Annotated in this window: 24 protein-coding genes; 15 read left to right on the top strand and 9 right to left on the bottom strand. The window is 62.8% G+C overall.

All coding sequences use genetic code 11. From position 1 onward, the window contains the following. Positions 1-19: 19 nt before the first annotated feature. The 3 genes from ACP7C5_RS16625 to ACP7C5_RS16615 all read right to left on the bottom strand — a co-directional run bounded on the left by ACP7C5_RS16625 (position 20) and on the right by ACP7C5_RS16615 (position 2,025). Complete coding sequence (locus tag ACP7C5_RS16625; protein ID WP_426265095.1) at positions 20-973, bottom strand: nucleotidyl transferase AbiEii/AbiGii toxin family protein; 954 nt, start codon at positions 971-973, stop codon at positions 20-22. Further along, positions 921-1,730, bottom strand: a complete 810-nt coding sequence (locus ACP7C5_RS16620) for a type IV toxin-antitoxin system AbiEi family antitoxin domain-containing protein (protein WP_426265213.1) — start codon at positions 1,728-1,730, stop codon at positions 921-923. The genes ACP7C5_RS16625 and ACP7C5_RS16620 overlap by 53 nt, the downstream gene beginning before the upstream one ends. Before the next feature lie 73 nt (positions 1,731-1,803). Beyond that, the gene (locus ACP7C5_RS16615) at positions 1,804-2,025 is read right to left on the bottom strand and encodes a hypothetical protein (RefSeq protein WP_426265094.1); all 222 of its coding nucleotides are present in this window, start codon (positions 2,023-2,025) and stop codon (positions 1,804-1,806) included. 211 nt (positions 2,026-2,236) lie between these two features. Between ACP7C5_RS16615 and ACP7C5_RS16610 the strand changes: the two genes are divergently transcribed. After that, the gene (locus ACP7C5_RS16610; RefSeq protein WP_426265093.1) at positions 2,237-2,407 is read left to right on the top strand and encodes a hypothetical protein; all 171 of its coding nucleotides are present in this window, start codon (positions 2,237-2,239) and stop codon (positions 2,405-2,407) included. A 387-nt stretch (positions 2,408-2,794) separates the two neighbouring features. Here ACP7C5_RS16610 and ACP7C5_RS16605 read toward each other — a convergent pair whose 3' ends face one another. From ACP7C5_RS16605 to ACP7C5_RS16595, 3 genes are all read right to left on the bottom strand, one after another. Next, positions 2,795-3,376, bottom strand: coding sequence for a chemotaxis protein CheB (locus tag ACP7C5_RS16605; protein WP_426265092.1), 582 nt, complete (start codon positions 3,374-3,376; stop codon positions 2,795-2,797). A 105-nt stretch (positions 3,377-3,481) separates the two neighbouring features. Next, the gene (locus ACP7C5_RS16600; protein ID WP_426265091.1) at positions 3,482-3,886 is read right to left on the bottom strand and encodes a response regulator; all 405 of its coding nucleotides are present in this window, start codon (positions 3,884-3,886) and stop codon (positions 3,482-3,484) included. Further along, a complete protein-coding gene (locus ACP7C5_RS16595) occupies positions 3,883-7,461 on the bottom strand; it encodes a CheR family methyltransferase (RefSeq protein WP_426265090.1) in 3,579 nt (1,192 codons plus the stop codon). The genes ACP7C5_RS16600 and ACP7C5_RS16595 overlap by 4 nt, the downstream gene beginning before the upstream one ends. A 263-nt stretch (positions 7,462-7,724) precedes the next feature. On the opposite strand from ACP7C5_RS16595, the gene ACP7C5_RS16590 reads away from it, so the two are divergent. The 13 genes from ACP7C5_RS16590 to ACP7C5_RS16530 all read left to right on the top strand — a co-directional run bounded on the left by ACP7C5_RS16590 (position 7,725) and on the right by ACP7C5_RS16530 (position 18,229). After that, positions 7,725-8,306, top strand: a complete 582-nt coding sequence (locus ACP7C5_RS16590; protein WP_426265089.1) for a hypothetical protein — start codon at positions 7,725-7,727, stop codon at positions 8,304-8,306. A gap of 279 nt (positions 8,307-8,585) precedes the next feature. Beyond that, positions 8,586-8,906, top strand: coding sequence for a DUF736 domain-containing protein (locus ACP7C5_RS16585; protein ID WP_426265212.1), 321 nt, complete (start codon positions 8,586-8,588; stop codon positions 8,904-8,906). Between the two features lie 377 nt (positions 8,907-9,283). Then, positions 9,284-9,568 carry a helix-turn-helix transcriptional regulator gene (locus tag ACP7C5_RS16580; RefSeq protein WP_426265088.1) on the top strand — a complete coding sequence of 95 codons (285 nt, stop codon included), beginning with the start codon at positions 9,284-9,286 and terminating at the stop codon, positions 9,566-9,568. Between the two features lie 2 nt (positions 9,569-9,570). Beyond that, entirely contained in the window at positions 9,571-10,446 is an 876-nt protein-coding gene (locus ACP7C5_RS16575; protein WP_426265087.1) for a replication initiator protein A, read from the top strand. Positions 10,447-10,651: 205 nt separating this feature from the next. Continuing rightward, positions 10,652-11,290, top strand: coding sequence for a ParA family partition ATPase (parA, locus tag ACP7C5_RS16570; RefSeq protein ID WP_426265086.1), 639 nt, complete (start codon positions 10,652-10,654; stop codon positions 11,288-11,290). Then, a complete protein-coding gene (locus ACP7C5_RS16565; RefSeq protein ID WP_426265085.1) occupies positions 11,287-11,541 on the top strand; it encodes a hypothetical protein in 255 nt (84 codons plus the stop codon). The genes parA and ACP7C5_RS16565 overlap by 4 nt, the downstream gene beginning before the upstream one ends. After that, positions 11,541-12,062, top strand: coding sequence for a DUF2840 domain-containing protein (locus tag ACP7C5_RS16560; protein ID WP_426265084.1), 522 nt, complete (start codon positions 11,541-11,543; stop codon positions 12,060-12,062). The genes ACP7C5_RS16565 and ACP7C5_RS16560 overlap by 1 nt, the downstream gene beginning before the upstream one ends. Next, positions 12,059-12,604: a S26 family signal peptidase gene (locus ACP7C5_RS16555; protein WP_426265083.1), complete on the top strand. Its 546-nt coding sequence runs from the start codon at positions 12,059-12,061 to the stop codon at positions 12,602-12,604. Before ACP7C5_RS16560 ends, ACP7C5_RS16555 begins: the two co-directional genes overlap by 4 nt. Positions 12,605-12,637: 33 nt before the next feature. Continuing rightward, on the top strand, positions 12,638-12,973 hold the full coding sequence (locus ACP7C5_RS16550; RefSeq protein ID WP_426265082.1) for a DUF736 domain-containing protein: 336 nt from the start codon (positions 12,638-12,640) through the stop codon (positions 12,971-12,973). After that, a complete protein-coding gene (locus ACP7C5_RS16545; protein ID WP_426265081.1) occupies positions 12,937-13,692 on the top strand; it encodes a lytic transglycosylase domain-containing protein in 756 nt (251 codons plus the stop codon). The genes ACP7C5_RS16550 and ACP7C5_RS16545 overlap by 37 nt, the downstream gene beginning before the upstream one ends. 253 nt (positions 13,693-13,945) lie before the next feature. Continuing rightward, a complete protein-coding gene (locus ACP7C5_RS16540; RefSeq protein ID WP_426265080.1) occupies positions 13,946-15,700 on the top strand; it encodes a relaxase/mobilization nuclease domain-containing protein in 1,755 nt (584 codons plus the stop codon). A gap of 34 nt (positions 15,701-15,734) precedes the next feature. Further along, positions 15,735-17,792: a conjugal transfer protein TraG gene (locus ACP7C5_RS16535; RefSeq protein WP_426265079.1), complete on the top strand. Its 2,058-nt coding sequence runs from the start codon at positions 15,735-15,737 to the stop codon at positions 17,790-17,792. Next, positions 17,789-18,229, top strand: a complete 441-nt coding sequence (locus ACP7C5_RS16530) for a CopG family transcriptional regulator (RefSeq protein WP_426265078.1) — start codon at positions 17,789-17,791, stop codon at positions 18,227-18,229. The genes ACP7C5_RS16535 and ACP7C5_RS16530 overlap by 4 nt, the downstream gene beginning before the upstream one ends. 142 nt (positions 18,230-18,371) lie before the next feature. On the opposite strand, the gene ACP7C5_RS16525 is transcribed toward ACP7C5_RS16530, so the two are convergent. Then, the gene (locus ACP7C5_RS16525) at positions 18,372-18,656 is read right to left on the bottom strand and encodes a hypothetical protein (RefSeq protein ID WP_426265077.1); all 285 of its coding nucleotides are present in this window, start codon (positions 18,654-18,656) and stop codon (positions 18,372-18,374) included. A gap of 73 nt (positions 18,657-18,729) precedes the next feature. Here ACP7C5_RS16525 and ACP7C5_RS16520 point away from each other — a divergent pair, with 73 nt between their 5' ends. Then, the gene (locus tag ACP7C5_RS16520) at positions 18,730-18,852 is read left to right on the top strand and encodes a hypothetical protein (RefSeq protein WP_426265076.1); all 123 of its coding nucleotides are present in this window, start codon (positions 18,730-18,732) and stop codon (positions 18,850-18,852) included. A gap of 32 nt (positions 18,853-18,884) precedes the next feature. On the opposite strand, the gene ACP7C5_RS16515 is transcribed toward ACP7C5_RS16520, so the two are convergent. Next, positions 18,885-19,832 (bottom strand): cation diffusion facilitator family transporter, encoded by a 948-nt coding sequence (locus ACP7C5_RS16515; RefSeq protein ID WP_426265075.1) that lies wholly within the window; start codon positions 19,830-19,832, stop codon positions 18,885-18,887. A gap of 42 nt (positions 19,833-19,874) precedes the next feature. Continuing rightward, the gene (locus ACP7C5_RS16510; protein ID WP_426265074.1) at positions 19,875-20,153 is read right to left on the bottom strand and encodes a metal/formaldehyde-sensitive transcriptional repressor; all 279 of its coding nucleotides are present in this window, start codon (positions 20,151-20,153) and stop codon (positions 19,875-19,877) included. Between the last annotated feature and the right edge of the window lie 39 nt (positions 20,154-20,192).

Here is a 20,192-nt window from a genome sequence, read left to right as displayed (position 1 = left end):
CTGGACGGACCCGCTTGCGTCAGAACAGCGCCTCGAGATGTGCACGCTGGATGGCAAGCTTCTCGGGATTGGCCGCCCGCAGCCTGTTGAGGTTCAGGACTTTCCAGCCGATCGCCGGCAAGGTGGCCGCGCCGGGCAGTCCGATCGCGTCGAAATCCGGCGCGCCGTCGAGCAGTGACAACAGGAAGTGCTTGCTGTTTCCATCCAGCCGCGCCTGGATATCGGCGACGAGGCGCGCCCGCACTTCGAGCAGTTCCGCCAGCGCAATCGGTTCGACCGTCATGCCGATGAATTGCCGATCATAGGCCTGGGTGATGTCCAGCATGTCGGGCGCGAGGATTTCATGCGGTGGTCGCCCGGAACCCGCCAGATAGACGAGGAAGACGCGAAACAGGTCGTCGGTCAGGCCCTCATTTTGATAGAGCAGCTTCACGTCGAACAGGTCGCGCGGATGCTGGCGATCGAGCGCGGCGACCAGCTTGCCGCCGTAGAGATCCTCGAACGCGACCGTCAGAATCTCGGCGAAGCCGAATTCGTCCTCCACGGCCGGTGTTACAGCACGAACCGCGGGTGGGTGAACGGTACCGCGCGCGATGGGCGACGTCTCGATCTTGATCCTGGCCTTGCCGCTCTGGACGAGCAGGCGCGTTGCGTTGCCGCTGCCGCCCTGCATGCGCGACACGCGCAGGGTGTTGCTTCCGGCGATCGAGGTGGCGATGCGGTCGAGTGTTGCATCGATCGCGGTGAGTGCGGTCTCGTGGCTCTCGGTCGACAGGAAGGTGAGATCGATATCGACCGAGAGACGCGGCATGTCGTGGTAAAAGAGATTGATCGCCGTGCCGCCCTTCAGGGCAAAGCCAGGCTCGCCCGCTATATACGGGAGGGTCCGTACGAGCAGGCCGACCTGGTCGGCAAAAGGCTCACGTGCCATGCTGGTTGCCTTCGCCGCGCCCCGCAAAGGCAGGCGGCACATAGATTTCGTACCGCGCGTGAAGCTTGCCGTCTTTCACCAGGGCGCGGGGCCCTGAGCCAAGGTCCACCGCCGCCCGGTCGAGATGCTTCAGCCAGTCGTGATCATGACGGTCGGCGAACACGAAGAACAGCCGCCGAACCTTGATGCTGCGACATGCCTTGAGCAGTTCCATGAGCCGTCGCGGCCGCAAGGTCGTCAGGCTGTCGAAAACCGCATCGACAGCCTCGAAACTGTCGTGCCGCGGCAGCTCGTTCAGGGCTTCGAGAAGGGCGCGCTCCGGCGACGATACCGTGATCGGCCAGCCCGGGAGCGCCGATGGTGCCTCTACGATACCTTCGCGGCTGTCGCCGAACAGCGCCCGGGTACGCAGCACCCAGCGCACGTCGAGCGGCATTTTGGCGAGCCAGTAAGGGCAGGTGCCATAGACCGCGACGACGTCCATGCCGCCCAGTGAAAGGTAATGGGCGTGGCCATGGAAGCTGAGCGCACTCATGCCACCAAGATGGATGTCGTAGCTCATGATCCGTTGCGCGGAGATCAGCGCTGTCTGCCAGGTGTCGTGCGCGCCCCGCGCCTCGCCTGTGCTCGCGGGCCGGCGATAGAGCCCTCTGACGATCCGTTCGAGCCAGCCCGCCTGCTCATAGTGATGCAGGAGCCGATCCGCGATACCGTTGCGCCCAAGCCAGGCGCTATCGACGAGGAAACCCGGAGGCACCTGGGCAAGGAGGTCTTTTAACTTTTCTATTCTGGCTTGCATGGTATTCAAGCATGTAGAGATATTTCAAAATACCGGCAATGGATATTTTGATAATTCCATCACAGGTTGAATCCTATTCAACTAATGGAGTAAATTTCAAAATACAAAGAGCCACGCGGGTCGCTAAGTTGGACACCTGCTGTGCCTTCATGTGCTGAACCAGCCCATCGATCGTATCGCCGACGGTCGAGCCAACCAGCTCGCTATCTCTGAGCCATCTGCAAACCCGGTACTGGACCATCAAGGCATCGCTGTCGTCCAGACAGACTGCGGGCAGCCCGGTCGTTTCGACCAAGCGCCAGTCCGGCACCAAGGCCCACCCCGCTCTTTGAGGCTTTACCCTTGGTCCAGCGCATGGCCTGACGCCATCAACCCGTAAAGGGTCCGCTACGCTGTGCGTGCGGCCGCGTGGGCTGCGCCTCTCGCGGTGATTGCGGCCATGCGCAGGACACATCGGGCGCCTGTCGAGCGGGGATGGTCCTCGCTCCCGGACAGGAGCTTCGATCATGCCGCTGAGCCTCGCACAATCCTATGCCTGGAACCTCGCCCGCACCATGATGGCCTGCATCGTCATCTTCAAAATCAATGAGCAAATCTTCGGCGTTGCCGAAGCCCGCGAATATGACGGCGATCCACTGAGCATCGTGCGGGAATATGACCCTTGGGAGATTATGTAGACTCCGCTGCAACTGCCCATCCAGCCGGGCGTCTGGCCCGGCTGGTCTGCACATAATCAAAGCTCCTGTACCCGCTCGAGCAATGGCATGTACCGACCAACTCAAGCTGTTCCCCGACCCGCGCGTGAATAGACGCTCCTGCCGGAACTCGCCATTCCCGTTTCACTGAGCGGTCCGGCAGCAGTGCGCCCAAAATCAAGTATCCCAAGGTCTCCACCGAACACCTGTAAGCGGACGCTTATCGACTGACTGCGCCCCTTTCCTCCGCAGTCGGAGCCATTTTTATTTTTCAAGCTTAAGCTCCGCCAGCGAATGCGCGCGAACAGCACCGTGAGTTCACAGCAGCATCCGGTGGGCAGCTATGGTTCAGTCACGTGCGAATAGGTCTCAGAGGGCGGCCGAGTTTCGGTCTGCGATCCGTCGAATTTCCTGCGCGATTCCTTCGGGCGAAAGAATGAAATCGATGCAGCCACTGTCTATTGCGCTCTGCGGCATGTCGGGCTGAACGGCGGTATCGAGCTTCTGGGCGATCGTGATGCCGCCAACCTCTCTGATGCCACATAGCGCGGCCGCCCCGTCGCCATCATAGCCCGAAACGATGACCGCGATCAGTTGGCCGGTCCAGTTGTCAGTTAGCGAGCGGAGAAAGACCGTGATGACATCGGGCCATCCGTGGGGCTTCGAGATTGGCTTTAGGCGAAACTCCCCGTTGAGGAGGTGGAGATCGCGTTTTTCCGGAATGATGAACACGCAATTCGGGCACACGTCCAACCGGTCTGTAATCAGCTCTACCGGCATTGGTGTGAAGCGTGGAAGAATCTCGTGCAACCTGGTCGCAACGGTCCGCAGGTGATTTACGACGACGATAGCCACGCCCATGTCCGCGGGCAAATTCTTCAGTAGCCGCGTGTATGCGTCGAGCCCGCCAGCGGACCCGCCGACACAAACGATTGGAAAATCCTTCGTCATAACTGTGACCCCCTTTGAACCGACAGGCTAAATTCGCCAAGGGGAACCACCCGAATGCCGAGTTCCGGCGCGTCGGAGCTCCGCGCTAGAGTTCGCTAAACCTCCTCAGCCCTTCTCAGCCCATCTCGAATCTCTCGAATTCGATGCTCTGGCGCATAAATTGCAAATTTCCTCATCCAGTTGCTCGGTCGTGAAGGGCTTCGGTAGGAGCGCTTCTTCATGCAGTCGCTGTGGCAGAGTATGCATGCCATAACCACTTAGGAACAGCACCGGGACGCCGCGTTTCAGGAGCATGTCGGCGACGGGATAAGAATTGCCGCCACGGATGTTGACGTCGAGGATCGCACATCCAAGCGTTTCATCAGCGGCCAGGCCCAACGCCCCATTTAACTCGGCGACCGGACCGACGACTACATGACCAAGCCCTTCGACCGCGTACTCGATGTCCATTCCAATCAGCGGCTCGTCTTCGACCACGAGCACCCTAAATCTCATCACACTGTCGCTCATTGCGAAGGTTTTTCCAATAGATGAGAAGAGCGGATGCGGCCAATGTCGTGGGTCAGCGGCACGGAAATATGACATCGGACTCCTACCTCGAGGAATTCACGATTCACTTTGGCCGTAAGTCCGCGAACCAGACTTAGCTCTATGAGCTTGGTCCCGTAACCACGACTGGCGGGAGGTACAACGGGCGGCCCAGCTGTTTCCAGCCACAGGATCTCAAGGTCCGGCTTTTCGGCGGTTCCCGTTACGCGCCAGGTCACGTCAAGATGCCCCTCCTCGGTGGAAAGGGCGCCATATTTGACTGAATTGGTGGCCAGCTCGTGGATGGCCAATGCCATGCTCAAGTTTGCCCGCGACGTCAGCACGATATCATCGCCCGACATCGTTACGTTTGTGCGCTGCTTGAAGGGCCTTAACTCTGTCGCCACGAGTTCACTAAGCGAACCCTCCACGCCGCCAAGTTCGGTCAACAGACCGTGCGCGCGGGAAATCGCCTGGATCCGACCTTCGATCTCAGCTTTCGCGGCAAAGGCGGACCCACCCGCATTGAGGGTCTGGGTAACCACTGATGAGACGACGGCAAGAATGTTTTTCACTCTATGATCAAGTTCGGCCATCAGCATTTCAGTATGCTGTTCAGCGATCTTACGCATGGCTATGTCGCGCGCGACAGCTGATGCACCGATGATCACGCCTTGAGCGTCGCGCATTGGTGAAATCGTCAGCGACACGTAGATTACCCGGTCGCCCTTGGTTACTCGGCTGATGTCGATATTGGTCACGGGGTTGCCTTGGCGCAGGCGGACCAAATTTTCTGGCCATTCGTCGATCTGGACGTCATCCAGCAAAGTGGACATCGGCTGACCGATCATTTCACTCGCCGTATAGCCGTAAATCTTCTCCGCTCCGGCGTTCCAGCTCGTGATCGTGCCTTCAAGGTCGTGGCTGATGATCGCATCCTCTGAAGACGCGACAATGGCGGCCAGATGGGCTTGGTCGCGCTCAAGTTTTTTGCGATCCGAAATATCGATCAGCGTGATGACGACGCCATCAATCACGTTGTTGAGGTCGCGGTATGGCTTGACTCGAACCAGGTAGCTCCCCTCGCCATCCTCTGACTCAGCTTCGCGTTCGAGCGAACCCAGATCGCGCAACACCGTCGCAATGTCCTGAGTGAGCGCGGAGCCGGCCAAGCGGGAGGAGAAATCGCTGATGAGGCGTCCCTCGTCGCCTTCCCGAACATTGAAAATCTCAGTGATTGCCGGAGTAAACCTGCGAATATGCGATCCGTTGTCGAGGAATAGGGTGGCGACTGAGGTGCTATCGAACAGATTAGCGAGATCGCTGTTGGATCTGACGAGGCTATCTGCTCGATTGTTTAGTTCAGCGTTGACCGTATGAAGCTCTTCATTAATTGATTGCAACTCCTCCTTGGAGGTCTCCAGTTCTTCAACCGTTGAATGCAATTCCTCGTTGACCGATTGAAACTCCTCGTTGGAACTTTGCAATTCCTCGTTGGCCGTTTCCAGTTCCTCGGTGATGGTCTGTAGCTTCTCTCGCGCAGCGATCAGTTCGCCATGTTCGGCATCGACATAGGGGAGATTGTGGTCTGACTTTTCGAGTACACTTGATGCAGCGTCCGGCGTGATTTCCTGGAACGCAAGCAACAGGCAGCGCTGCCCTCCAACCGGTTCCGTCATCGGTTCGGCAATAAGGTTTACTGCATGAGCCTTCCCCGAAACCTGGAATGTGACCTGTTCATGGAATGATCTTTGCTCTTCGAGCGCTTTGCGGACGAGGCTTCGGACTGGTGGCCGTAGCTGGGCATGAAGCATCCGAAACAGGTTCAGGCTGGCGCCGCCGCTTGCCGGCTCCATGAATTTCGCGACGGGCCCTGAAAACCGCTGAATCTCATGTTGGCCGTCGAACACGATGTAGGCGGGTGTGTATTGCGCTATCAACCGCGTGGCCTGAGCCTCAATGCTATCGGCTTCAGCACTTAGTTGAGCGGGGGATGTGATGCTCCTCCGGCTGCTTGGCGGAGACTGCGGTATTTGGGTGGCGACTTCGAGCCGCCTGAAGGTCCGGCTGCGCTTGTCGAGCGACTTGAACAGCCGCGCACTTGCGGCGATCGTCTCGGAAGGACCTAACCACAAAAGCCCATTGGCTTTAAGGCCGTAGTGGAATGTTGAAATTACGCGCTGCTGCAACGACGACTCAAAGTAAATTAGCAAATTACGGCACGAAATCATATCGAGTTTTGAGAATGGGGGATCCTTGACTAGATCATGCGTAGAGAAAACACACATATCCCTGATATGCTTTGCGATCCTATAGCGCGACCCCTCTTTCAGAAAGTGCTGCTCTAGCTGGGTGACCGTCAAATCAGATTCGATTGCATCGCTGTAAAGCCCAGCGCGAGCGACCGTGACTGCTCGATCATCGATATCAGTCGCGAAGATCGTAACCTTTCGCGGGGATTCCGCGAGCGACAGCGCATTTTTGAACAGGATTGCGAGCGAATAGGCCTCCTCGCCCGTAGCGCAACCGGCAACCCAAACGCGAATCGGTTGGTCAGGGCTCCCGTTGCTAATCAGATCCGGTAAGACGGTCTCGGCCAAAGCCTCAAACATGGCGGGATCACGAAAAAACCGGGTTACACCGATCAAGATTTCCCTGAACAAAAGGTCCGGTTCATTCGGTAATTCCCGCAGCTTGGTGATATACTCGCTGGGGTCTTCGATATGGAGCACCTGCATGCGCCGACGAACGCGGCGCATCAAGGTGCTAGACTTGTATTGTCCAAAATCGCGGCCCAGGCGACTGTTGAGCACAGCGCAAATGGTAACCAGATGATTGGGTCCGCCCGTCCCCGAGGCCTCAGAGAGGCCATGGTTAGCTTTCGATTTGAAGTCTCGATATTCCAGCAAGCGCGCCGGCATCTCTTGCGGTTGAAGGACATAATCGACGAAGCCGCCAGCCGTAGCACTCTGCGGCATGCCAAACTTGGCGCGATGATCGAACGCGGCTTCGCTGAGGGTCAGACCGCCACCTTCTTTGATCGCCTCAATCCCGATCGTCCCGTCGCTTCCGAACCCCGATAGAATGATCCCGATAGCGTTTTCACCCTGGTCCTGTGCCAGCGACACTAGTAATGTGTCGATTGACGACCGGCGTGCCGTTGGCGTCTCCGGCAGAGCGACACGCAACACGCCACCCTCGATCTTCAGGATGGCATTTTGAGGAATGACCGAGACGGTATTCGGGGCGGCGACGGTTCCGTCAGCAGCCTTGACGACAGGCATAACGGTGCATTCGCTGATGATTCCAGCCAGCGCGCTGTTGTAGTCCGGATCAAGATGCTGGACCAAAACGAAGGCCATGCCACTATCCGCCGGCATCTCCGAGAAAAACGATCGGAAGGCGTCAAGGCCACCGGCGGAAGCACCGATGCCCACGATAATATGGCCGCCAGCTTCGGTGCCGTTATCGATCGGATTGGCGTCCGACGTCGCCCCTGCGACTGGCGACCGGGCCGCCGCAGCCTGGGCGGCTGAAGGTGATCTCTTTTTAGGCATTCAGCACAGTCGGCCCGCAAGATCGACGATGCAACGATCTTCGTCATTTAATCTCGAAGGGGTCAAAATCTCGGTTATGCAGACATCGGCATAACCGAGAATATGATGCGTTCGCCCGCTGAAACCGCGGGATTTCGCCCGACGCTCGGGGCGGCCAATTGGTCTTTCCCGGGCGCCTCGCTTCTTGCTATTATCGTCGGACAGTTGCGCTGTGGTGGTGGAGGAGAGCGCGTCCGACGACCTGTTCGTCAAGGAGGACGCCCATGATTCTCGCAGTTCCCATCCTGATTGCCGTCACGCTGTTCCTCGGCTGGGTGCTTGTTGCGCTCGCCATCAACGCGCTTCCCCTGTTCTCGGGCGTTTCCACCGGGCTGCTGGTGCTCGGCTGGAGTGACAGCGTCGCGGAAGGGCTGATCGCAGGCGTCCTTGTCGGAATCGTCGTAGCAACGATCGGTCCCGTCGCCTTTTCCCGGGCGCGCTCGCCGATTGTCCGCCTGGTCATTGTTCTCGCCTTTGCCGGCCCCGCCGCTGCCGCCGCCTATCACGCGGCATTGGGGCTGTTCGGTCACCTGGTCGCACACGGTGCGGCGTGTGATGCATTGGCCTTGGTTGCAGCCTTTCTGGTCGGGTCCGCGGCATGGCGGCGGTTCGCCGATCGCGCGGGTCGGTTCCTGCCGGTTGATGGACCAGCTCAGGCGGGCGGCTATGGCCCGGCCCGATCCGGGCGGACAGACAATTCCGGGGTGCGGTTTCTCGAGGCGTTTGTCGAAGCGGAAGCGACCGCAGCGCAGTCCGGAAAAGACGGTGTGATGCGCCCGACGATCATGCCGGCTCCTACTCGCTGAGCGTTGCCAGATTTCGTCATCGCGCAGGCGATACCGCCACACGGCCTCATTGATGGCTGAGCTAGCCGGTCGACGGCTGCGCCTCGATCGCCTTGGTCCGCAACCGCGTTCCCGGCACATTCTTCCCCTGGGCTTACGCCCATTCCTCGCGAACCAAGAAAGCACCGTTCCCGCAGTCCTCCGCTGCGCTGCGGGCAAAGCTGCGTCGGCGATCGCGCCCGGCCTGTGCTGGCCATCGAGGCCGCATGGGGCGGTATCGAGACAGCGAAGGACTATATCATGGCAACTATCGGCAGCTTCAAGAAGGTCGGCCTGGAATATCAGGGCGAGATCGTCAGCCTCGGCGTTCAGGCCCGCGGCGTCCGGATCGTCCCCGAAGACAACCGCCAGAACGAGAACGCGCCCACCCACCGGGTCTTTGTCGGTCGCGCGGAAATCGGGGCGGCATGGGCCAAGACCTCCGCCGCACAGCGCGACTATCTTTCGGTCAAGCTCGACGATCCCAGCTTCACCGCACCGATCTTCGCCAACCTCTTCGATGACGAAGGCGAAGACACCTACAGCCTGATCTGGTCGCGCCAGAGCCGCGCCAACGACTGACCCGAAAGGGTCGCCCCGCCCGGCAGTGCCGGGCGGGGCATCGCGGCGTAGATCCGCAAAGGCGGAAATCCTGATCCACGGATTTGCGTATCGGCGGCACTCGCCCCCCGGCGCTCGCCGATACCACGTTCAACGGAAGAGGATTCCCTGCCCTGGGGGATAGCCCGATCCAGATATATCGCGCCAGGAACGCGCAAGGTTGTCGCAAACCGGCGAACTCCCGCCAATCCGCGACAGATGCTGGTGCTCCGGCTCTCCCCGTCGGGGTCGGATGATGCGCAGGATCCGGACCTTCCGGCCATTCCCGCACGCCCCCATCCGTGCCGGCAACTGGATGGAGCTGGCGATCACCGCCCGTCGTCCGCTGGAGGTCACTCATGACGACGCCGGAACCCCGTGCGACCCAACGCTATCTGCGCACGCCCGATGCGGCGCTCATGCTTGGCCTTTCGGCGCGCACGCTCGAGAAGCATCGTTGCTACGGCACCGGTCCCGTTTTCCACAAACTTGGCGGCCGGGTCGTCTATGCGCTGGACGACCTGCAGTCCTGGGCGGATCAGGGTGTCCGGCGCTCGACCTCCGACCCGGGCATCGGCGTGGTTCACCCCGCCAAGCGCCTCGACGCGGCCGTGCCCGGCCCGGCCGGTCCGGTGCGGCGTTGAGGATGGCGGTCGCCCGACCTGGTAGCGAACGTGCGCAGCTCGACCTGTTTCGGTCGATCCCGGGCGACATCGCGCCGCGTGACGCGCAGGATCTGATGGCCTGGCCGTTCTTCAGTCTCGCCAAATCGAAGCGTGTGACGCCGATCGACTTTCATATGGGCGACACCTGGATCGTGGTCGAAGCGACGCCAGAGCACGGCATGGCGACCATCTGGGATGCCGATGTCCTGATCTGGGCAGCGAGCCAGATCGTCGAGGCGCGGGATGCCGGTCGGCCAACGTCGCGGCTGATGGCGACGACGCCGCATGAGATCCTGACCTTCATCGGCCGTGGCACAGGACGCGACAATTACGACCGGCTGAAAGCCGCGCTCGACCGGCTCCAGTCGACAACGGTCGCGACCTCGATCCGTCAGCCGCTGCAGCGACGCCGGCACCGCTTCTCCTGGATCAATGAATGGAAGGAGCGGCTCGACAGCGATGGCCGCCCGCTCGGCATCGAGATGATCGTGCCCGACTGGTTCTTCGCCGGTGTCATGGATCAGGCGCTCGTCCTGACGATCGACCGGGCGTATTTCGAACTCACCGGCGGTATCGAGCGCTGGCTCTACCGGATCGTGCGCAAGCATGGCGGGCGGCAGACCGGCGGGTGGAGCTTCGATCTCGCCCATCTCCATCTCAAGTCCGGCGTGCTGTCGCCGCTGAAGCGCTTCAGCTTCGAGCTGCGCGGCATCGTTCGCCGCCAGCCATTGCCCGGCTACCGTCTCGCGCTCGAGACCGAGCTTGGCCGGGAACGCCTACGGTTCGTCTCGACCCCTGAGGATTCCTTCGACGTCGCCATGCGCCGGGTCGGTCTCGCGCCTGTGGATAACAGGTGATGCGAGTCGTCCTATCAGGAACCGCCAGAGTCGTCCTATCGGGAACCGATGAGTCGTCCTATCAGGAACCGGAATCGGTCATAAAGCATGGGAATCATTACCGGAATTCGCCCCTTAACTTAGCTAACATAGAATCCTTCGGATTCTTTCTAACGCTAGACGCACGGCAGCGGCCTGTGAACATCACACATGCCGGAGCACGGCGATGATTGTCGCCCTGCTCAACCAGAAGGGTGGTGTCGGCAAGTCGACGCTGGCGCTTCACCTGGCCGGCCAATGGGCGCGCGAAGGCCGGCGCGTCGCCCTGGTCGATGCCGATCCGCAAGGATCCGCGCTCGACTGGTCGCAAGCGCGCGCGACAGCTGCCCTGCCGCGGCTGTTCGGCGTGCTCGGCCTGGCCCGCGATACGCTGCACCGCGAAGCACCCGAGCTCGCACGTCATGCCGATCATGTGGTGATCGACGGACCACCCCGCGTCGCTAGTCTGATGCGTTCGGCCTTGCTCGCAGCCGACCTCGTGCTGATACCCGTCCAGCCATCACCGTTCGACGGATGGGCGTCAGCCGAGATGCTGGCGCTGCTTGCCGAGGCGCGCATCTATCGTCCTGAGATCGCCGCCAGGTTCGTTCTCAACCGGTGCGTTGGACGCAGCGTGATCGCGCGCGCGACCGCCGATGCGCTGGCGGATCACGATCCGCCTCTACTCGGTGCGCGCGTCGGTCAGCGTGTCATTTTCGCGCACGCCGCGCAGCATGGCCGGCTCGCGTTCGAGATCGAAGAGGACGGACCCGCCGCGCGCGAGATCGCGCTGCTTGCCGCCGAAGTCGAGGGGATCATCCCGTGAGCGATCGACCCGCCAGGGCCGGGTTCGCGTCGCGACCGGGCGATGCCGACCGCTGGATCAGGGCCGCCGACACACCCGGCGGCGGTAACGCGATCGCTGCCGGGAGCTTCACCGCGCGGCTCACCATCGATGTCACGCCAGCGCTCCGACAGCGGATGAAGCTCATCGCGGTCAAGCGCGGCACTACCATCGCCGACATGCTGCGGACGCTGTTCGCGCGCGAGTTTCCCGAAAATGCAGGAGAAGAATGATGATTGGTAGCCCGCGCCCGAATCTGAGCGGGAGATTGACGCCCGCGTCGCTTGCCGGAGACGGCCTCACACATGTCGAACTGACATGGATCGAGAAGCGGACCGAGCACTGGATTCGCTTTGGCCGCATCGCCCATGACAGGATCGTCGATCGCCGGCGGCGTATCGTCAGCTTCAGACCCGGCGAGGTTTTTGCGTTCGTCCGCTGGGCGTCGAACCTGTTCGGGACGATCCTGTCGCGCATCGACATCGTCGGGACCGTTGCGTCGGGCGAGGCCTATTCGACGCTGCCCTTCGTGCGACCGGGTGGCGAGCTGCTGCTGTCGATCCATGGCTGGCCGAAGGTCGAACGCGTCCTCCAGGCGATCGACGCCGTCGAGGCCGTAGGCGTCGATCCGTGCGACGCGGCGCCCGATCACTGGTGCCATGTGCATAATCGGTTGACGGTCGGGATCGAGCCGAGAGTCTATTCCATCGACCGTCACCGCGCCTGGCTCCAGCGCCGGGAGCTGCAGGCATGACCCGGTTCGGCTATGTGATGGTGGCGTATTTCGCCACCATGGCGACGATCGTCACCGCCTTCATCCATCCGTCGCCGAGACTCATCTGGAACGCCAGTGCGAGCGTGCCCGTAGGCTTGTACCGGATGAGCTCGGTGCCGGCGCCGAAGGTCGGCGACCTGGTCGCCGTCTTGCCGCCCGATCAGCTCGCCGGCTTCCTTGCCGAGCGCCATTATCTGCCGCGCGGCGTGCCGATGCTGAAGCATGTCGCTGGCGTTTCCGGACAGCGCGTTTGCCGCCATGGATACCGCATCACCGTCGATGGAAAGCATCTCGGCGACGCTCGGACCCGAGACCATCTCGGGCGCGAATTGCCCGCCTGGAAGGGATGCCGCGCGCTCGCGCGTGGCGACGTCTTTCTGATGAATCCCGAAGTCCCGGACAGTTTCGACGGCCGGTATTTCGGGCCACTTCCAGCAGCCACGATCACCGGCCGCCTGACGCCGCTCTGGATCACGCAAGAGCATGATCGCGCCGCACATGCGCCGAGATCCACCCGCTGAACCAAACCACATCCCGAGCAAGAGGAACATGTGATGACACAGATTGGCCGCTTTACCCGAACCGCCGACGGCTTCCACGGGCGTATCGAAACGATCAGCCTGAACGCCGAACTCTGCCTCGTTCCGGCTGATGCCGATGGAGAAAATGCGCCGGACTACCGCATCCACCTCGGCGCGGACGGCGAGGGACTGGAGGTCGGAGCCGGCTGGAAGCGCATTGGGGAGCGCGCCGGCGCCTATGTGTCGCTGCTGATCGAAGATCCGGCGCTCGCCCATTCGATCAGCGCCAACCTGTTTCAGTCAAACCGCGACGGGGAGGAGCATCATCTGGTGTGGAATCGCCCGTCGCGGCGCGACGCGCGGAGCTGACACCGGTGCGCTCGCTCCGTGTTTCAGGTGCGGCGTTGCTTGTCGGCATTTGCACGGCAACTACGTCAATTGCCGCCACGGCGCCGACCGCTCGCGTGGCGCCTGGGATTGATAGCGTCGCCGCTTATGTGGCGGAGGCTGCACGCCGCTTCTCGATTCCGGAAAGCTGGATCTATGCCGTGATGCGCGTCGAAAGCGCGGGAGATTCGCGCGCCGTGTCGCCAAAAGGTGCGACCGGGCTCATGCAGATCATGCCCGCTACCTGGGCCGATCTGCGTGCCCGTTATGGCCTTGGTCGCGATGTCTACGACCCCCATGACAACATCATGGCGGGCGCGGCATTCCTGCGTGAGATGTATGACCGCTACGGCACTCCGGGTTTTCTCGCGGCCTACAATGCAGGTCCCGGCCGCTACGAAAATCACCTGGCGACGGGCCGTCCGTTACCCCTGGAGACCATCGCCTATGTGAACAGGCTCGCGCCGATCATTGGCGGGACATCGGCAGATCGCGCCGTATTTGCCGTTCCCGATCCGCACGCCTGGACACGTGCAGCGCTGTTCGCGGGGCGGTCCGATACGCCTGTCGATCGCGATACGGATGCGGTTGAAGCGGCATCCGAACCGCCGTCTGTCGCCCCTCGTTCAGTCGACAGGGCAGCAACCAGGCCGGTCTCGGTCGGCCTCTTCATCCCTCTTTCCGGCAAGGTCGCGCGGTGACGTGGCATGGCGGTCTCTGGCGTGGCCTGGCGCAGTGTTTCGTTGTGTCGGTGGGATCGCAGTTTTTCGGAAGTGCTGAGGGAAATCGATGGCGAGATAAAAGCGCCGCCGGCTGGCGGGCCGCATGTGGTTGGATAGGCAGGGGATTTTCGGCTGGCGCCAATTCGGAGCGGCTGGCACATTTTTCACATTTCGATGCCTTTTCAAATGATTGCCGGCTGGCACGTCGATTTCCTGCCCCGGTGTCGCGACCATGAGCGGCGACGGCGAGGATTTCCGGATCAGGCCGGGAAGGGTGCGGGATGGGGGTTCGGCCTCGGGCCGCAAGGCCCGCACGCTTGCGGCCCAGGTTCGTCGGGCGGCGGCCAAGGCGGGCTATGCCCGTCGCGCGCCTGGGTCGGGCAGAGCTGGTGGTACCGGCCATCGCGGCCGGGGTCGGAACGCGGCGCTGCGCGCCCGCTTTCGGGCGAACGGGCGGCGCGTCGTCATCAAGGCGCGTGTCGTGCGTCACAAGGGTGCGCGGTTCCGTGCCGCGCCGCTCGCGCGTCATGTTGCTTATCTCGAGCGTGACGGCGTGACCCGCGACGGTCGCGACGCCAATCTCTTCGACGCGCGTTCCGAGCAGGCGGATGGCGATGCGTTTTCCGAGCGGTGCGAGGAGGACCGGCATCATTTCCGCTTCATCATCTCGCCCGAAGACGCCGGCGAGATGGCGGACCTGCGCGCCTTCACCCGCGAGCTGATGGCCGACATGGCGAAGGACCTCGACACCGAACTGGACTGGGTGGCGGTCGATCACTGGAACACCGACAATCCCCATATCCATGTGCTGGTGCGTGGCCGAGCATCGGATGGTACCGACCTCGTCATCGACCGGGACTATATCCGCGAAGGGATGCGCGCCCGGGCCGAGGAGCGCGTTACGATCGAACTGGGTCCGCGCAGCGAGCGCGATATCCAGGCGTCGCTGGAACGCGAGGTCGAGGCTGATCGCTGGACCAGCCTCGATCGCCGGCTGCAGCGCATGGCGGACGATGAGGCCGGTATTGTCGATCTACGGCCCGGCGGGCGTGACCCCGATCAAGACACGCGGCGGCTGATGCTCGGTCGCGCGGCGAAGCTCGAAAGGCTTGGTCTGGCGGACCGGGTTGACCCGGCCTGCTGGACCCTGAAGCCGGGTATCGAGCAGACACTTCGCGATCTCTCCATCCGCACCGACATCATCAAGACGATGCACCGCGCGATGGCGGGCGGAGATAGGGCGCCGGACCTGGCCAGTTTCGCGCTCCACGCCGATGCCCCCGCCGAGCCGATCGTCGGCCGGCTTATCGCGCGCGGCCTGCATGATGAACTGACCGGCACCGCCTATGCCGTGATCGACGGCGCGGACGGCCGCGCGCACCATGTGCGCTTCGACGACATCGACATGACCGGCGACGCGAGGCCCGGTGCTATCGTCGAGCTGCGAAGCTGGCCCGACGCGAAGGGCAGTGCGCGGCTGTCGCTCGCAACCCGATCGGACATCCCGCTCGATCAGCAGGTGACGGCGCCCGGCTCCACCTGGCTTGATCGCGAACTCGTCGCCCGCGAACCGGCCGCGACCGGCGGCGGGTTCGGGCGCGAGATCCGCGAGGCCATGGAACCGCGCGCCGACCACCTTGTCAGCGAGGGTCTCGCCCGGCGCCAGGGCGAGCGGGTCATCTTCGCAAACAGCATGATCGAGACGCTCAAGACCCGTGACCTGGACGACACCGTCGCGAAGATCGCCGAGCGCACGGGCCTGCCGCATCGTCCGTCCGCTGTCGGCGAGCATGTCAGCGGCGTGTTCCGCGAACGGGTCACGCTGGCGTCGGGCCGCTTCGCGATGATCGACGATGGGCTCGGCTTCCAGCTCGTGCCGTGGCGACCGGCACTCGACCAGCATCTTGGCCGCCACGTCACCGGCACGATGTCGCCCGGCGGCGGTGTCGACTGGAGCCTGGGGCGAACCCGGGGCCTCGGCCTGTGACGATCCTTCCCACCTCGACTGCGGAGCCCGCCTGATGTCGGCCACAAAGATCCTGTGGGGTCAGATCATCGTCGTTTTCGGAATCGTCCTCGCGAGCGTCTGGGGTGCGACCCAGTGGACCGCGGCGGCACTCGCCTATCAGCCCGAGCTGCAGCCGGTCTGGTTCATGCTGGGGCGCACGCCGATCTACCCGCCGCCGGCCTTTTTCTGGTGGTGGTTCAGCTACGATGCCTATGCCCCGGCGATCTTTCTGAAGGGTGCCTATATCGCCGCGTCGGGCGGTATCGCATCCGCCGCCGTCGCGATCGGTATGTCGGTTTGGCGGGCGCGCGAGCTGAAGCTGGCGCAGACCTATGGCTCGGCGCGCTGGGCGACGGAACGCGAGATCGAGGCCGGCGGCATGCTCGGCGAGCATGGCGTCCTGCTCGGCAGGTTCGGGACACGCTATCTGCGCCATGACGGCCCCGAGCATGTCCTGTGCTTCGCGCCGACCCGGTCTGGCAAGGGTGTCGGCCTCGTCGTGCCGTCCCTCCTGACCTGGCCGGGAAGCTGCATTGTCCATGACATCAAGGGCGAGAACTGGTCATTGACCGCGGGCTTTCGCGCGACCGTGGGCCGGGTTTTGCTGTTCGATCCGACCAATCCGGCATCCTCGCCCTACAATCCGCTACTCGAGGTGCGGAAAGGCGAATGGGAAGTGCGCGATGTCCAGAATGTCGCCGACGTACTGGTCGATCCCGAAGGAAGTCTCGAAAAGCGCAACCATTGGGAAAAGACCAGCCACGCGCTGCTGGTCGGGGCAATCCTTCACGTGCTCTACGCCGAGGCGGACAAGACGCTGGCGGGGGTTGCCGGATTCTTGTCGGATCCCCGGCGGCCGATCGAGACCACGCTACGCGCCATGATGACCACGCCGCATCTCGGGGAGGCTGGCGTGCATCCCGTGGTTGCCTCGGCTGCGCGCGAACTGCTCAACAAGAGCGAGAATGAACGATCGGGGGTGCTGTCGACCGCGATGTCATTCCTCGGCCTGTACCGCGATCCGGTCGTCGCGCAGGTCACCGGCGCTTGCGACTGGCGGATCGCCGACCTGGTCGACGGCGATCGACCGACCAGCCTCTATCTGGTGGTCCCCCCTTCCGACATCTCCCGGACTAAGCCGCTGGTCCGGTTGATTCTCAACCAGATCGGGCGCCGGCTGACGGAGGAACTCACGCCAAAGGCGCGGCGCCACCGCGTCCTCCTCATGCTCGACGAATTCCCGGCGCTCGGCCGCCTCGACTTCTTCGAGAGCGCGCTGGCGTTCATGGCCGGCTACGGGATCAAGGGGTTCCTGATCGCGCAGTCGCTGAACCAGATCGAAAAGGCTTACGGCCCCAACAACGCGATCCTCGACAACTGCCATGTCCGGGTCTCGTTCGCGACGAACGATGAACGCACCGCCAAGCGGATATCCGACGCGCTGGGCACAGCGACCGAGATGCGCGCGATGAAGAACTATGCCGGACACCGCCTGTCGCCGTGGCTCGGGCATTTGATGGTCTCGCGTACCGAAACGGCGCGGCCCTTGCTGACGCCCGGCGAGGTGATGCAGCTCCCATCCGATGAGGAGATCGTCATGGCGGCAGGCTTGGCACCCATTCGCGGGCGCAAGGCGCGCTATTACCAGGACCCTCGGTTTAACGCTCGGCCGCTTGCGCCGCCCATGCCCCAGCCGCTGACGCCGGCCGAGCGACCGGAGGACGACTGGACGGCCTTGCCGCCGATCGAACCGCCCAAGCCAGTCGCCGCAGTCAAGCCGACGCGCACCAAAAAGGTCGCAGCCAAACCCGCCCGGAAATCTCCGCCGACCACCAAAGCTGAGGAGGGTGCGGCGGCCAAGAGCGATCCGGCCAATGCCGGCATCCGCCAGGAGCCGGATCTCCCCGCCCATGAGGAGATCGTCGCCAAGCCGGTGGTGCCGCGAAGCGAGTTCGAGTTCAACGAAGGAGATGATGACATGGACATTGCCGGCAATCGCCAAATTCAGGAGCGCCTGTCGGGCGCGGCGCGCCAAGCCTCACTTGATCCTGACGACGGGATCGCGATGTGACCGCGCGGCCCAGGATCAAGCAGACGTGGCGGCTCGCCGCGGATCTCGCGCGGCAGCTCGCCGACCATGCCCGGTCGCGGCGTGTGACGCAGGTGGCGATCGTAGAAGCGGCGCTGGCGTCGTTCCTCTCACCCGATGGGGCGGACCGGCTCGAAGCGGCGGTGAGCCGCAGGCTCGACCGGCTGACGCGCCAGGCCGACCGGCTGGAATGGCATGTCGAGCTCTCGAACGAGACGCTCGCCTTGTTCATCCGCTTCTGGCTGACCAGCAATGCGCCGCTCCCCGACACCGCGCGCGGGGCGGCGCAGGCGATGGGCAAAGAGCGCTGGGAGCGGTTCGTGGAATCGCTCAATCGACGGATGGAGATGGGACCGAGGCTGGCCAGAGAGCTGTCGCAAGATGTTCGAAAGCCTTCGACTGACCCTGACGAGGAGTGATTCGGGCATGCCGAGGCAACCGGTCGATTGCGGTACGGGGCCGACCGACCTCAGGTGAGAGTGTGGAGCGGGGGCTAACGGCGAGGCAAAGGCGATCAAGCATCCGGACGCATCACCGGCTCAAACTTGAATTTGCCGCCGATCAGTACCGGCCGATGACCTCCACTTTGCAGGAGATCTCCCCTTCATCGGCCCCCTCGTCTTCGCAGGCAACGATGCTGGCGCTGACATCGAAAACGACACCGGTCTCGACACCGGCATGTTCTTCCCAGACGATGACGCCGCCCCGGTGCCATTCCCCTTGGGTGTCCTCAATGATCGATCGAGCGAATGTGCCTGCAGCGTCGATGGGATCGTCGCCGATCACGCGGTGCGCTCGGGTCTCGTCACCGGGCCCGATGACCGCTGCCCAGTAAGTTGTTGGCATCCACCCTCCATTCGCAAGCCGACGCAGATTGCCCATTGCCCAGAGAATGCCAAGCCCGGGCATAGACAGCAGGATGGGCGGTTCGACCAATGTCGTCGACGGATCGGTGCCCGATCTGAACCGCCGATACGCCGATGTGGTTCTTCAATTGCCTGTCCGCCGCTTCGTCGAAATGGGAGGTCAGATCGAGATCTGAGCGACCGCCCCGCCGGCAGGGGTGATCGGCGTTCAGGCGGGAACCATATGAGGGCGTGACCGGGACGTCGAACCCGGAAGGTCACAGCCATGCGCATGCTGGGCCGCCTCAACCTGGATCGTGGCATGGGTGATGCCGAAGCGATGATCGAGGTCGTGCGCGACCGAAGCCGAGAACACATCATCGATCGCCGCGCCGGGCCGGACGAGGTGCGCCGTCAGCGCGATCTCGGTCGTGCTCATACTCCAGATATGTAGGTCGTGGACATGAGCGACATTGGGCAAACCGGCAAGGTAGCGCGAGACCGCTGCTGGATCGACCGCGCGAGGCACGCCGTCGAGCGACAGCCGAAGCGACTCGGTCAGCAATCCCCAGGTGCTGAAGACGATCACGACGGCGATCGCCAGCCCAACGACCGGGTCGATCCAGGTCCAGCCGGTCCGCAACGTAATCAGGCCCGCAACCACGACGCCGGCGGCCAGCCCGGCATCGGCGAGCATGTGAACGAACGCGCTGCGGACATTCAGATCGTGCTTGCTGCCGCGTGCAAATAGCCACGCTGTCAGGCCGTTGATGAGGATACCGATCGACGCGACGACGATGACGGGAATAGCCATGATCGGCTGGGGATCGGTCAGACGCTCGATCGCCTCCCAGGCGATCATCCCGACCGAGACCAGCAGGAACACAGCGTTGAGCGTCGACGCCATGATCGAGGTTCGCCGGAACCCGTAGGTGAAACGCGATGAGGTGGGGCGGCGCACGAGCCATAGCGCCGACCACGACAACACCAGTCCGAGCACATCGGACAGGTTGTGACCGGCGTCGGCGAGCAGCGCGAGCGAATGGGCGGCGAGGCCGAACCCCGCCTCCGCGATCACGAAACCGGTGTTGAGCACAATACCGATGGCGAAGGCGCGATCAAAATTGGCAGGCGTGTGACTGTGGGAGTGGCCGGCATGGGCGTGATGATGGGCCATAATGCTGCTCGCTTTGGTCGAGGGAAGAACTGATCGGATCGCTCAGGTCAGATAGGCATGGACGATCGAGACCAGCTCCTCGGCGGCTTGGGTGCGGGGATCGTCGCGCGGGGCATCTGGATCGACCATGTGCTCTCGGATATGATCCTCAATCACCTCGGCGATGAACCCATCGAGCGCGCCGCGGCAAGAAGTCGCTTGCTGGAGGACGCGCGCACATTCGGCGTCGCTCTCGACCGCGCGCTCGATTGCCTCGAGCTGGCCACGCAGCCGCTTGAGCCGGTTGAGCAGCTTCTGTTTTTCCTTGGCGACGTGACTCACGGTTCCGCTTTCCCATGCCTATTGATAATATAGTCCCCT

Source organism: Sphingomonas sp. PWP1-2 (assembly GCF_049898305.1).
In the GTDB taxonomy this organism is placed as follows: Bacteria; Pseudomonadota; Alphaproteobacteria; order Sphingomonadales; family Sphingomonadaceae; genus Sphingomonas; species Sphingomonas glacialis.
This window is presented reverse-complemented; position numbering and strand designations above follow the sequence as displayed.

What these genes read in the sequence shown, in the direction of transcription:
- ACP7C5_RS16535 (WP_426265079.1), top strand. Translation starts at nt 15,735, where the DNA reads ATGTCGGCCACAAAGATCCTGTGGGGTCAGATCATCGTCGTTTTCGGA.
- ACP7C5_RS16605 (WP_426265092.1), bottom strand. Translation starts at nt 3,376, where the DNA reads ATGACGAAGGATTTTCCAATCGTTTGTGTCGGCGGGTCCGCTGGCGGG.
- ACP7C5_RS16595 (WP_426265090.1), bottom strand. Translation starts at nt 7,461, where the DNA reads ATGCCTAAAAAGAGATCACCTTCAGCCGCCCAGGCTGCGGCGGCCCGG.
- ACP7C5_RS16580 (WP_426265088.1), top strand. Translation starts at nt 9,284, where the DNA reads ATGACGACGCCGGAACCCCGTGCGACCCAACGCTATCTGCGCACGCCC.
- ACP7C5_RS16610 (WP_426265093.1), top strand. Translation starts at nt 2,237, where the DNA reads ATGCCGCTGAGCCTCGCACAATCCTATGCCTGGAACCTCGCCCGCACC.
- ACP7C5_RS16550 (WP_426265082.1), top strand. Translation starts at nt 12,638, where the DNA reads ATGACACAGATTGGCCGCTTTACCCGAACCGCCGACGGCTTCCACGGG.
- ACP7C5_RS16585 (WP_426265212.1), top strand. Translation starts at nt 8,586, where the DNA reads ATGGCAACTATCGGCAGCTTCAAGAAGGTCGGCCTGGAATATCAGGGC.
- ACP7C5_RS16575 (WP_426265087.1), top strand. Translation starts at nt 9,571, where the DNA reads ATGGCGGTCGCCCGACCTGGTAGCGAACGTGCGCAGCTCGACCTGTTT.
- ACP7C5_RS16520 (WP_426265076.1), top strand. Translation starts at nt 18,730, where the DNA reads ATGGGCGGTTCGACCAATGTCGTCGACGGATCGGTGCCCGATCTGAAC.
- ACP7C5_RS16625 (WP_426265095.1), bottom strand. Translation starts at nt 973, where the DNA reads ATGTGCCGCCTGCCTTTGCGGGGCGCGGCGAAGGCAACCAGCATGGCA.
- ACP7C5_RS16600 (WP_426265091.1), bottom strand. Translation starts at nt 3,886, where the DNA reads ATGAGCGACAGTGTGATGAGATTTAGGGTGCTCGTGGTCGAAGACGAG.
- ACP7C5_RS16555 (WP_426265083.1), top strand. Translation starts at nt 12,059, where the DNA reads ATGACCCGGTTCGGCTATGTGATGGTGGCGTATTTCGCCACCATGGCG.
- parA (WP_426265086.1), top strand. Translation starts at nt 10,652, where the DNA reads ATGATTGTCGCCCTGCTCAACCAGAAGGGTGGTGTCGGCAAGTCGACG.
- ACP7C5_RS16620 (WP_426265213.1), bottom strand. Translation starts at nt 1,730, where the DNA reads ATGCAAGCCAGAATAGAAAAGTTAAAAGACCTCCTTGCCCAGGTGCCT.
- ACP7C5_RS16560 (WP_426265084.1), top strand. Translation starts at nt 11,541, where the DNA reads ATGATTGGTAGCCCGCGCCCGAATCTGAGCGGGAGATTGACGCCCGCG.
- ACP7C5_RS16540 (WP_426265080.1), top strand. Translation starts at nt 13,946, where the DNA reads ATGAGCGGCGACGGCGAGGATTTCCGGATCAGGCCGGGAAGGGTGCGG.
- ACP7C5_RS16515 (WP_426265075.1), bottom strand. Translation starts at nt 19,832, where the DNA reads ATGGCCCATCATCACGCCCATGCCGGCCACTCCCACAGTCACACGCCT.
- ACP7C5_RS16590 (WP_426265089.1), top strand. Translation starts at nt 7,725, where the DNA reads ATGATTCTCGCAGTTCCCATCCTGATTGCCGTCACGCTGTTCCTCGGC.
- ACP7C5_RS16525 (WP_426265077.1), bottom strand. Translation starts at nt 18,656, where the DNA reads ATGCCAACAACTTACTGGGCAGCGGTCATCGGGCCCGGTGACGAGACC.